Consider the following 11,413-nt stretch of genomic DNA (forward strand, 5'->3'; position numbering starts at 1 on the left):
CCCGGCCCGCCTTCGTGTCGCGGGGGTGGATGGTGCGTACCGCCCCCGCCGTGGAACGTCAGCCCCCGGCCACCGGACGGGCCGCGGTGCCACGGGTTCCGGCCCGCTCGGCGTGCGCCGTGTGAGCGGGGCGGCGGCTGCCGACCGGGGTGACCGGGGTCCGCTCGGAGCGGATCAGGTGCGGCCGGTTGGCGGGGTGCGCGACCGGACGGTGCGCCGGGGCGTGCCCCGTGGCGGCACCGGCCGGTGTGGCCGGGGAGGGCGCCGCGGACGGCCCCTCGGCGGCCACGGCCACGGGCCTCAGCTGCCACTTGCCGCCCGCGGAGAGCAGCGGGGTGAGCGCGGAGACGACCGGGGCGGGCATCCGCCCGGTCTCGGCCCGGCGGCGCAGCAGCTCGCGCAGGTCGAAGACGTAGGCCTCGGTCCGCGCGATGAGCGGCTCGAACCAGGGGAGGGCCAGCATGATCAGCAGACCCGCCGACCAGCCCAGCAGGACGTCGCTGACCCAGTGCGTGCCGAGGTACACGGTGGTGGCGCCGACGCTCAGCGAGACGACCGCGGACACCACGGACAGCACCCGCCGGGTGACCACGGTGGAAGCCAGGTAGGCCAGGATTCCCCAGGTCACGACGGCGTTGGCGGTGTGGCCGGAAGGGAATATATCGCCGCCGGCGAAGAGTTCGGCCGAGCCGATCTCCGTCGCGTAGTGCGGGCCGAGCCGGCCGAGGCCGAGCTTCACGGACCCGACGGTGACGTTGAGCAGCAGCAGCGCGACGCCGAGGGTGATCAGCGGGCGGAGGGTGTGCTGCCGCCAGGAGCGCCAGCCGAGCCACGCGGCGACCATGACCGCGGTGGGTCCGCGCTGGCCGAGGACGACCAGGTAGTCGAGGAACGCGTGCAGCTGCGGCCACTGCTCGTAGGGCCGGAAGAACATGATCTGCCAGTCCAGGCGGACCAGCCACGACGTGGTCAGGACGGCCACCACGATGGCGAGGTAGAACGCGAGGGTCGACCCCAGGAGCACGACGCGGTGCCGGCTCATCTGCGGGGTCTGCAGATGAGCCGGTCGCTCCGGTTCCCGGTCCAGCCGGGCGAAGACCCGCTCCAGACGGGTCAGGATTTGATCGGTACGCACTCAATCGACGTTACCGCGCGGGGATGCTCGGCCCGGGCGAATCGCGGGGTTTGTGATGACCATGTGATGTGGAGTTGGTCTCACGCGGGCCCTAATTCCCGGTATTTCGGCAGGGGTTGGATCCTTCTCGATCCGGCGTCCGGAAATTGTTTCCGGCGCTTATTCGGACTTTATTGCCGCAGGTCGATTCCCTCACCCGTGGACGACCGGCGAAGAGCCGCCCGGACACGCCGGGTTCCTACGGAGGACCCGAGCCGTTCAGCCAGAACGCCCCGTACACCGCCGAAAGCAGGGCCGCCGCGCCCACCACCAGGACCGCCCGCCGGGTCCGCCACCGGGCGAGCGCCACCGCCGGCACCAGCATCAGCGGGAAGGCCGGCAGCAACAGCCGCGGCTTCGACCCGAAGTACCCGGACGCGCACAACGCCAGCGCCACGACGACCCCGCAGTACACGAGGAGCGGCGCCGGCTGCCGCTGCCGCACGCACGCCGCGTACAGCCACAGCACCAGGGCCACCCCGGCGATCAGACCCAGCCCGGCCGGGAAGGCGGACGAGGTCAGCTTCGCCCCGACGAAGCGGGCGAAGGCCCATCCGCCGTCGAAGCCGTTGCCCCAGCCGGCCTGCACCTCCAGGTATCCGAGCAGTCCGCCCCCGGTGCGCGCGCCCACCCACAGCACGTACGCCGCCGCACCCGCCGGAGCCAGCAGCGCCCCGGCGGCCATCCGCCACGACCGTTCCCCGCGCCGCAGGGCCAGTGCGACGGCCACCCACACCGCCAGGACGACGGCCGCGCCCACCGGGCGGGTCAGGCCGGCCCCGGCGGCGAGCAGGCCCGCCGTCGGCCACCGGCCGCGCAGGACCCCGTACAGCGACCACGCGGCGAGCGCGGTGAACAGCGACTCGCTGTACGCCATCGACTGCACGATCCCGACGGGCAGCGCCGCCCAGACGGCGACCGCGAGCACCCCGGTCCGCCGGCCGTGGAGCAGGTCGGCCACCGCGAAGATCCCCCACGCCGCCGCGAGCCCCGCGCACACCGACACCACCAGGCCCGCCGAGCCGTACGAGAGCCCGGTCGGCGCGGCCACCACCCGCTCCAGCCAGGGCAGCAGCGGGAAGAACGCCAGGTTCGAGTGGACGTCCCCGTTCGGGAGGGCGATCTCGTAGCCGTATCCCTCGGCGGCGATGCGGGCGTACCAGAGCGAGTCCCATCGGGCCGACAGCAGCGTGTGCGGGCTGCTGCCCGCCACCGCCCCCCACGCCGCGAGCACGGTCAGCCCCAGCAGCCGGACCGCCGCGAAGGCGGCCAGCGCGGGCGCGGCCCGTCGAAATCCAAGATCTTCCACGGGCATGATTATCGGTGGCGTCCGAGTTGGGCCGGCGCCGAGAACCACGGACCGTGAGCGGGCGTGTACGCGGGGGGAGGCTTCGGGGTGGGGGAGTGGCACACGCCACACCGGGGGCGCCGCCGGGATGAGAGCTTGGCCACGTGTCGGGCACGCGAACTCGCGTACGCTGACCGTTCACTCGCGTGTCGATGCCGGACCCCGTTGGATGCCGCACAGCGCACCACCCCCCGCGGCTCCACAAGACGCTGGTCCACCGAGCGCGAGGGATCACCTGGGAGGTACATGCATGGCGGGGACGAACGCGGCCACGGCCGGGACCCCTTCGCCCTGGCAGCGGCTGGGAGCGGCCTCCGGCGGTGCCAACCGCTGGGTCGTCCTGGCGGTTCTCTGCGTCAGCCTGGTCCTCGTCGCGCTCGACGCGACGATCCTGCACGTCGCGGTCCCGTCCGTCACGGAGGACCTGCGGCCCGGCCCGATCGAGCTGCTCTGGGTCGTCGACGCCTACCCGCTGGTCTGCGCCTCGCTGCTGATTCTCTTCGGCACCCTCGGCGACCGGGTCGGCCGCCGCCGCATCCTCCTCCTCGGCTACGGACTCTTCGGCGTGGCCTCCGCCATAGCGGCCCTCGCCGACAACGCCCAGGTACTCATCGCCGCGCGCGCCCTGCTGGGCATCGGCGGCGCGATGATCATGCCGGCCACCCTGTCGATCCTGCGCCAGGTCTTCCCCGACCGGCGTGAGCGGGCGCTGGCCATCGGCATCTGGACCGCCGTCGCCGCGATCGGCGCGGCCAGCGGCCCGGTCCTCGGCGGCTTCCTCATCGAGCACTTCTGGTGGGGCTCCGTCTTCCTCATCAACATCCCCCTGATGGCGCTGATCCTGCCGCTCGGGCGCTGGCTGCTGCCGGAGTCGCGCGGCTCCGCGGACGGGCCGTGGGACGTGCTCGGCGCGCTGATGGCCGCCGCCGGCGTGCTCGGCGCGGTGCTCGGGATCAAGCGCCTGGGCGCCGAACGGCACCTCCTCGACGCGCAGGCGCTGGTACCGCTGCTGCTCGGCGCGGTGCTGCTCGTGCTGTTCGTGCGCCGCCAGAAGCAGCGCGAGCACCCGCTGATCGACATGCGGATGTTCTCCCGGGCCGCCTTCTCCGCCTCGGTCGCCTGCATCGTCCTCGCCATGCTCGCTCTGGTGGGGCTGGAGCTGATCGCCGTCCAGTACCTCCAGCTGGTACTGCACCTCAGCCCGCTGGAGACCGGCCTGCGCCTGCTGCCGCTGACCTTCGCCGCCATGGCCGCGGGCGCCACCGGCTCCTACACACTCGCCCGGGTCGGGCCGCGCACGATGGTGTCGCTGGGCTTCCTGCTGACGGGCTTCGCCGTGCTGCTGCTGACGCTGATGGGCCAGCAGGACCGGCCGGTGCTGCTGACCGTCGGCTTCATCCTGCTCGGCTTCGGACTGCAGACCACGCTGTTCGCCGCGTACGAGTCGATGCTGAGCGAGGCTCCGGCCGAGACCGCGGGCGGGGCGGCCTCGATCGGCGAGACCTCCTACCAGCTGGGCGCGGGCATCGGCATCGCCCTGCTGGGCAGCGTGATGAACGCGGCGTACCGGCCGGGGCTCGTGTCCGTCCCCGGGGTCTCGGCGGCGGACTCGGCGGGCGCGGCGAACTCCCTGGGCGAGGCCTACCAGATCGCGGCGAGCCTCGGCGGCCCGGCCGGAGCCTCGCTGTACGCCGCGGCCCGGGACTCCTTCGTGCACGGGCTGCACGTCACGCTGCTGGTGAGCGCGGCCCTGCTGTTCGCGGGCGCGGTGATGGCGCTGAAGCTGCCGCGGGTCATGGACTGCGGGGTGTCCGGCGACGCCGAGCCGGTGCGGTTGCCCGCGCAGGCGAAGGGCGACGCGGTGCGGCCGGCCCCGGTGGAGCAGTCCGGCTGACCGCGGGCCCCGAGCGCCGACGGGGCCGGAGCGGCGAGGGGCGGCCCACGTCGGACATCAGGGCTGGATTTGCCCGCCGCAGGCCAATAGCTTCGGGTGGGCGCAAAAACTTGCGCCGCCAGGTTCCGCTCAGGCCGCCGGGAGGCCCCGTGTCCTTCGTTCCCACCGATCCGCTCGGGCTCGACGAGCTCCTCGGACCCGAGGACCTCGCCGTCCGGGACACCGTCCGCGGCTGGGCCGCCGACCGGGTGCTGCCGAACATCGCCCAGTGGTACGAGAGCGGAGAACTGCCCGCGATCCGGGAGCTGGCCCGGGAACTGGGTGCCATCGGGGCGCTCGGGATGTCCCTGGAGGGCTACGGGTGCGCCGGTGCCAGCGCCGTGCAGTACGGCCTCGCCTGCCTGGAGCTGGAGGCCGCCGACTCCGGCATCCGTTCGCTGGTCTCCGTACAGGGGTCGCTGGCCATGTACGCGATCTGGAAGTACGGCTCCGAGGAGCAGAAGCAGCGCTGGCTGCCCGGCATGGCGGCCGGCGAGCTGATCGGCTGCTTCGGGCTGACCGAGCCCGACGTGGGCTCCGACCCGGCCGCGATGCGCACCTACGCCAAGCGCGACGGCACGGACTGGGTGCTGAACGGCCGCAAGATGTGGATCACCAACGGCTCCGTCGCGGCGGTGGCCGTGGTGTGGGCGCAGACCGACGACGGCATCCGCGGCTTCGCCGTGCCCACCGGCACGCCCGGGTTCTCCGCTCCGGAGATCAAGCACAAGTGGTCGCTGCGGGCCAGCGTCACCAGCGAGCTGGTCATGGACGACGTGCGGCTGCCCGCCGACGCGGTGCTGCCGCTCGTCACGGGTCTCAAGGGGCCGCTCGGCTGTCTCAGCCACGCGCGGTACGGGATCGTCTGGGGATCCATGGGCGCGGCGCGCGCCAGCTTCGAGGCCGCGCTCGACTACGCGAGGACGCGCGAGCAGTTCGGCAGGCCCATCGGCGGCTTCCAGCTCACCCAGGCCAAGCTCGCGGACATGGCCCTCGAACTCCACAAGGGCATCCTGCTCGCCCACCACCTGGGCCGGCGGATGGACGCGGGCACCCTGCGGCCGGAGCAGATCAGCTTCGGCAAGCTCAACAACGTCCGCGAGGCCATCGAGATCTGCCGCACCGCGCGGACCATCCTCGGCGCCAACGGGATCTCCCTGGAGTACCCCGTCATGCGGCACGCCACCAACCTCGAATCGGTCCTCACCTACGAGGGGACCGTCGAGATGCACCAGCTGGTGCTGGGCAAGGCGCTCACCGGGCTGGATGCCTTCCGGTGAGGATCCCCCAGCTACCGCTGGGAGGCGCCCCCGGGCTCAGCTCTGGTTGAAGAAGTCGCGCGAGCGGCCGCCCGCCTCGCCGCTGACGATCTGGGTGTCGGCCGGGGTCAGGAGGAAGACCCTGGTCGCCACCCGCTCGATCGAACCGCGCAGCCCGAAGGTCAGACCGGCCGCGAAGTCGACGACGCGCTTGGCGTCGGTCGGATCCATCGACGACAGGTTCACGATGACCGGGACGCCGTCACGGAACAGCTCGCCGATGCCGCGCGCATCACGGAATCCGTCCGGGGTGACCGTCGCGATCCGGCGGCCGTGCTCCACGGCCGACTCGGAGGCCACCTTGACCCGGGGGTCGGTCACCCACTGGTCACCGGGGCCCGCCACGGAACCGTGGGAGCCCTCCGCGTAGTCATCGTCGTAGTAGCGCTCGTCGTCGCTGTCCTCCACGAGACCCAGCCAGGCACTCGCCTTGCGCACCGAACCCATGGACTGCCTCCTTTCACCGCGGTCAGTCTGTCTTTCTCTCCGCTGCCCCTATGCTCGTCCATGATGCTGACAACGCGCCAAGTGGATAGTCGCCGCGCAGGGGTTTCGTGACGGTACTGGTGCAGAACATCCGTTGCACGGTCAAGGATCCTGGTCGCTACCGCTGCTGACTGAGTGAAAATACGACGACCGCCGCCGTACGGGTGGGCGACGGGGACGTACGGGTGAAAGCAGCGGGTCGATACGATGCCCGGCAAGCACGCGTACGGCACACGGGGGAGCAGCTTGTTCGGCATAGTCAGACCGTGCACGCACCGGCTCGGGGAGCGGTTCAAGGCGGAGTGGATGGCCCATCTGTGCGGGCTGTGCCTGGCACTTCGGGGGGACCACGGGCAGTTCGCCCGGATCGTCACGAACTATGACGGTTTGCTTGTCTCCGTTCTGACGGAGGCTCAGTCGGGTCCCGCGCCCGGCTCCCGGCGCACCGCGGGCCCCTGCCCGCTGCGCGGGATGCGCACCGCCGCCGTCGCCAAGGGCGAGGGCGCCCGGCTCGCGGCCGCCGTTTCGCTGGTCCTGGCCTCGGCCAAGGTGCGCGACCACGTGGCGGACCGGGACGGGCTGTTGGCCCGTGCCCCGATCGCCGCCGCCGCGCGCAAGGTGGCCCGCGGCTGGGACCGCGCCGGTGCGCGTACCGGCGCCTCGCTCGGCTTCGACACCGCGGTGCTCGTGGACGCGGTGGACCGGCAGGCGGGCATCGAGACGCTGGCCGGCCCCGGCACGTCCGTGCTCGTGGTGACCGAGCCGACGGAGACCGCGACGGCCGCCGCCTTCGCCCATACCGCACAGCTGGCCGGACGGCCGGGCAACGCCGCCGCGCTCGCCGAGGCGGGCCGGTACTTCGGGCGCCTCGCGCACCTGCTGGACGCGGTCGAGGACCGGGGCGCCGACGCGGAGGCGGGCGCCTGGAACCCGCTCACCGCCACCGGGACCCCGCTCACCGAGGCCCGCAGGCTCTGCGACGACGCCCTGCGCGGCATCAGGCTGGCGCTGGGCGAGGTCGAGTTCGCGGACGCGGGCCTCGCCCACCGACTGCTCGTGCACGAGCTGCGCACCTCCGTGGACCGGGCCTTCGGGACCATGAGCTGCGGCCACACGGCCACCGCCTCGGCGGGGCAGGGCCCGAACGCGTACGGCCCGAACCCGTACGGCTCGAACCGGTACGGCTCGAACGGCGGCAACCCCTACGGCGGTGCCCCGCTCGGCGCGAACATCCCCCAGGCCCCGGGCGGCGGCAGCGGCCCAGGCGGCCCCGGCGGTGGCGGATACGGCGGTGGCGGCGGCTTCGGCGGCGGTGGCTTCGGTGGCGGCGGTCAGCACCCGCAGAAGCCGCGCCGCGGACTGCTGGCCGGCTGCGCCGTGGCCATCGGGCTCTTCTGCACCTGTCGGATCTGCTGCACCGAGTACGAGGGCCCCTGGTCGCGCAAGAAGCGCGCCCCGTGGTGCGACGCCTGCGAATGCTGCGACTGCTGCCGGCCGGGCTGCTCGTCGACCGGTGGTTCCGGGGGCGGCTCCGGCGGTGGCGGGGGCGGCTGCTGTGACGGCAACTGCGGCTGCTGCTGCGACTGAGTCCGCGTCAGTTCCACGCGCCCGGACGGCGTATGCGGGGATTCCCGTCCGGACCTGCGTGGAAGAGCTGAGCGGGATGAGCGATCACGCAGACGATCCGCACGCGGTCCGGCGGACACGGCGCGCGCACACGGCCGCGCCCGGGTCCGCTCCGTACGGTCTCCCCGCGCCGGTCGGCGGCCGTCGGCCCGCCGCCGACCCGGAAGGTCGAATTCCGGCCGTTCCGCGTCCGGGGTCGTGTCCGAGAGGTCCCGCCCGTCGCAGGGCGGGCGGCGCCGCGCCTCGCCGCACAGCCGGACACGCCCCGGCACGTCCCGCGCACGGGTGCCGCTCCGCCCCGCCGGGCCCTGCGGCGGACGCCGCAGGGCCGGCCCCCCGGGTGGCCGGCGCCGCTGCGCGGACACACTCCGGGCACGCCCGCGGGGGCGGTCCGCTTCGCACCACCGCCGGGGACCGCGGACGCCGGGGCCGCGCGACCCGGGCCGTACCCGCGACCGGGGCCCTCCCGCCCGCGCCGCCCGTACCGCCCGCCGCGGCCGCCCCGCCCGTCGTGATCCGGCCCGAAGTCCCGACGCCGCCCCGCACCTTCGGCCGCGTCCCCACGTGCACCGAAACCCCCTCGGGCGCTCCCGTCCCCGTACCGCCGGGGCGTTCCCCGCGCACGCGCACCACCGGACCGGCCCGGTGACCCCCTCCGGCGCGGGCCCGCACCGGCCCGGTCCCGACCGGACGCCGGCCCCGCGGTCCGTGGCCGCCGTGCGCACCCCCCGACGCGCCGGCGCACGGCTCGCCGCACGCCCCCTCCGCCGCCCGCAGGCCGGCATACCCGGCGCGCGGGGCGCGATCACCACCGAGCCCGACCGGGCTCCGCCCGCGCCGCCGACCGCGCCTTCGCGGACCCCTTCCCAAGGCCTTTCCCGCCACCCCGGAACACGCCGCCCGCCACGGTGAAAGGCGGCGGGCGGAGGCCGAAAGCCGCTCTTGCGACCGGTAACCGACGACAGGACACTCCCGACAGCGCTTGTCAGGGACACGGCCAAAGTTCATGCGCCCACCGTGCCCCCGGCTGCGCCTCACGGGCCCTGGCACCCCCACGACCGCCGGCCCCCGACCCTCTCCAGGAGGACGAGAAGTGAGGATCAAGCGCACCACCCGTAACAGGCTGCTCGCGGTGGCCACCGGCCTGGCCGCCGCCGCAGCGCTCGCCGCCCCCACCGCGGCGAGCGCGGACCCCCAGGACGGCAGGTTCAGCGCCGACCGGCTCGCCGCCGCCGGCGCCTCCGTCCTGCGGGCCGACGTCGCGGGCACCGCCTGGCACGCCGACCCCGCCACCGGAACCCTCGTGGTCTCCGCCGACTCCACCGTCCCCGCCGCCGCCCTCGTGAGAATCAAGCGCGAGGCCGGAGCCGACGCCGGGGCGCTGCGCATCGAGCGCATCCCGGGCAGGCTCACCAAGCTCGCCTCGGGCGGCGACGCCATCTACGCCAACAGCTGGCGCTGCTCGCTCGGCTTCAACGTCCGCAGCGGAAGCAACTACTACGCCCTGACCGCCGGACACTGCACCGACGGCGCGGGCACCTGGTGGACCAACTCCGCCCGCACGAACGTCCTCGGCACCACGACCGGGTCCAGCTTCCCCAACAACGACTACGGCCTCATCAAGTACGCCAGCAACACGCCCACGCCCCCCGGGACCGTCGGCAGCCAGGACATCACCAGCGCCGTCAACGCCACGGTCAACATGTCCGTGACCCGGCGCGGCTCCACCACCGGCACCCACAGCGGCCGGGTCACCGGCCTCAACGCCACCGTCAACTACGGCGGCGGCGACATCGTCTACGGCATGATCCGCACCAACGTGTGCGCCGAGCCCGGCGACAGCGGCGGCCCGCTCTACTCGGGCACCCGGGCCGTCGGCCTCACCTCCGGCGGCAGCGGCAACTGCTCCTCCGGCGGCACGACCTTCTTCCAGCCCGTGGTCGAAGCGCTCAACGCCTACGGGGTCAGCGTCTACTGACCGTGCCCCGCGCGCCCCTGTCGGCACCCTGGACGTCCTCCCGCCTTCTGGGAGGATGTCCAGGGCGGCCGTGTCCACGGGGGAAGCAGGTTCCGGCATGAAACGCATCGGCGTGACCGGGCACCGGTCCATCCCCGACTCGGGGCTCGGCCACGTGGAGAACGGCCTGCGGGCCGTACTGGACGGCCACGAAGGCCCGCTGGAAGCCCTCTCCAGCCTCGCCGACGGAGCGGACCAGCTGTTCGCGGCCATCGCACTCGAATGCGGCGCCGACCTCACCGTGGTGATCCCCAGCGAGGACTACGAAGAGACCTTCGAGGACGCCGGGGCACTGGAGCGCTACCGGCGCCTCAGGCTCCGCGCCACCCAGGAGATCCGCATGGACTTCGCACGCTCCACGAACGAGGCCTACTACGCCGCGGGTACCTACATCGCCGACTCCTGCGACCGGCTCGTCGCCGTCTGGGACGGCCGGCCCGCCCGCGGACACGGCGGCACCGCCGAGATCGTGGCCTATGCCCGGGCCCTGGGCAAGCCGGTCACCGTCCTGTGGCGCGAAGGCGTGACCCGGGACTGAGCCCCGCCCTCCCACCCGCGACCACCACCGCCTCAACTGCTGTGCCGCGCCAGCCAGTCCGTGTGCTGCGGCGAGACGTACCGCTCGGTCTCGTACACCGACGAGGGCCACTGGACCTCGGTGATGGTCGTCTGCATCACGACCATCATCGCCGCCAGGTCCTGCTCGATCAGCGTGTGCGCCTCGATCAGCGGATGGTGGCGGCGCACCTCGTTCCAGGCGATCCCGGCCGCCGCCGCCGTGCTCAGCAGCCCCGGCAGGCCCGCCCCCGGGCCCGAGCCGAACGCCCTCAGCAGCGCGAACAGCAGCGCCAGACAGGTCAGCAGGACGATCGTCCACGACCACAGGCGCGTCGCCCGCCGGGACACCTCCGTCCGCCGCCGGTACCAGTTGCGCTGCTCGATCAGCCGGTCCCGTACGTACGTCTCCCGCCGTACGTGGTAGTCCCTGCCGCGCAGCCGCCTCATCGCCCCGGTGATCTCCGCACCCTCCGGCACCGCGCCGGCCGCCCGCGGATCCTCCCAGCCCATTTTTCGCAGCTCGGCAAGACCGGCCTCCAGCCGCGTCCGGTACGTCTCCCCGGGATCGGCCACGTCACTGCCGAATGGCGCCCCGTGCACCGCGTACCGCCAGGCCAGCGACTTGATGAACTCCGCCGCACTGCGGTTGAGCTGCCACTGCGGCCGGGCCCGGCGCCTGGTCGCCCGTATCCCCACGCCCAGCACCGCCGCGTACGAGAGCGCGCTCAGCAGCCCGAACAGGTGCAGCGGCCCGAGCTCCGGCCCCGGCGGCAGCGCGGCGGCCCCCGCGGCCGCCACGAGCAGCAGCAGCTGCGCCCGCGTGGCATGGGTGGACTCCCGCTGCCGGGAGATGGCCGCCTGGTCCGTGTGGTGGAAGAGGGCCGGCAGGTCCTCGTTTCGAAAGGTCGTGCTGTCGGTCACAACGCCCCCCTCGTCTCGGGTGGCGGGCGGC

Annotated in this window: 9 protein-coding genes; 5 read left to right on the plus strand and 4 right to left on the minus strand. The window is 73.7% G+C overall.

Annotation, left to right across the window (positions count from 1 at the left end; all coding sequences use genetic code 11):
• Positions 1 to 58: 58 nt before the first annotated feature.
• Entirely contained in the window at positions 59 to 1,135 is a 1,077-nt protein-coding gene (locus ACIPXC_RS27160) for a phosphatase PAP2 family protein (protein WP_401623394.1), read from the minus strand.
• 238 nt (positions 1,136 to 1,373) lie between these two features.
• A complete protein-coding gene (locus ACIPXC_RS27165) occupies positions 1,374 to 2,489 on the minus strand; it encodes a hypothetical protein (RefSeq protein WP_401623397.1) in 1,116 nt (371 codons plus the stop codon).
• Between the two features lie 283 nt (positions 2,490 to 2,772).
• On the opposite strand from ACIPXC_RS27165, the gene ACIPXC_RS27170 reads away from it, so the two are divergent.
• Both ACIPXC_RS27170 and ACIPXC_RS27175 read left to right on the plus strand, forming a co-directional pair.
• Positions 2,773 to 4,416, plus strand: a complete 1,644-nt coding sequence (locus ACIPXC_RS27170) for an MFS transporter (RefSeq protein ID WP_401623400.1) — start codon at positions 2,773 to 2,775, stop codon at positions 4,414 to 4,416.
• Positions 4,417 to 4,565: 149 nt separating this feature from the next.
• The gene (locus ACIPXC_RS27175) at positions 4,566 to 5,735 is read left to right on the plus strand and encodes an acyl-CoA dehydrogenase family protein (protein ID WP_401623403.1); all 1,170 of its coding nucleotides are present in this window, start codon (positions 4,566 to 4,568) and stop codon (positions 5,733 to 5,735) included.
• A gap of 36 nt (positions 5,736 to 5,771) precedes the next feature.
• On the opposite strand, the gene ACIPXC_RS27180 is transcribed toward ACIPXC_RS27175, so the two are convergent.
• A complete protein-coding gene (locus ACIPXC_RS27180; protein ID WP_046780579.1) occupies positions 5,772 to 6,221 on the minus strand; it encodes a cell division protein SepF in 450 nt (149 codons plus the stop codon).
• 285 nt (positions 6,222 to 6,506) lie between these two features.
• On the opposite strand from ACIPXC_RS27180, the gene ACIPXC_RS27185 reads away from it, so the two are divergent.
• The 3 genes from ACIPXC_RS27185 to ACIPXC_RS27195 all read left to right on the plus strand — a co-directional run bounded on the left by ACIPXC_RS27185 (position 6,507) and on the right by ACIPXC_RS27195 (position 10,441).
• Positions 6,507 to 7,847 (plus strand): DUF5685 family protein, encoded by a 1,341-nt coding sequence (locus tag ACIPXC_RS27185; protein WP_401623407.1) that lies wholly within the window; start codon positions 6,507 to 6,509, stop codon positions 7,845 to 7,847.
• A 1,132-nt stretch (positions 7,848 to 8,979) separates the two neighbouring features.
• A complete protein-coding gene (locus tag ACIPXC_RS27190) occupies positions 8,980 to 9,864 on the plus strand; it encodes a S1 family peptidase (RefSeq protein ID WP_401623410.1) in 885 nt (294 codons plus the stop codon).
• 97 nt (positions 9,865 to 9,961) lie between these two features.
• Positions 9,962 to 10,441, plus strand: a complete 480-nt coding sequence (locus ACIPXC_RS27195; protein WP_401623413.1) for a hypothetical protein — start codon at positions 9,962 to 9,964, stop codon at positions 10,439 to 10,441.
• Positions 10,442 to 10,473: 32 nt separating this feature from the next.
• On the opposite strand, the gene ACIPXC_RS27200 is transcribed toward ACIPXC_RS27195, so the two are convergent.
• Positions 10,474 to 11,382 (minus strand): DUF4231 domain-containing protein, encoded by a 909-nt coding sequence (locus tag ACIPXC_RS27200; RefSeq protein WP_401623416.1) that lies wholly within the window; start codon positions 11,380 to 11,382, stop codon positions 10,474 to 10,476.
• Positions 11,383 to 11,413: the final 31 nt, after the last annotated feature.

This window comes from Streptomyces sp. NPDC090021, from assembly GCF_044748225.1.
In the GTDB taxonomy this organism is placed as follows: Bacteria; Actinomycetota; Actinomycetes; order Streptomycetales; family Streptomycetaceae; genus Streptomyces.

Coding starts and splice junctions, on each gene's coding strand:
- ACIPXC_RS27165 (WP_401623397.1), bottom strand. CDS start 2,489: ATGCCCGTGGAAGATCTTGGATTTCGACGGGCCGCGCCCGCGCTGGCC.
- ACIPXC_RS27170 (WP_401623400.1), top strand. CDS start 2,773: ATGGCGGGGACGAACGCGGCCACGGCCGGGACCCCTTCGCCCTGGCAG.
- ACIPXC_RS27180 (WP_046780579.1), bottom strand. CDS start 6,221: ATGGGTTCGGTGCGCAAGGCGAGTGCCTGGCTGGGTCTCGTGGAGGAC.
- ACIPXC_RS27195 (WP_401623413.1), top strand. CDS start 9,962: ATGAAACGCATCGGCGTGACCGGGCACCGGTCCATCCCCGACTCGGGG.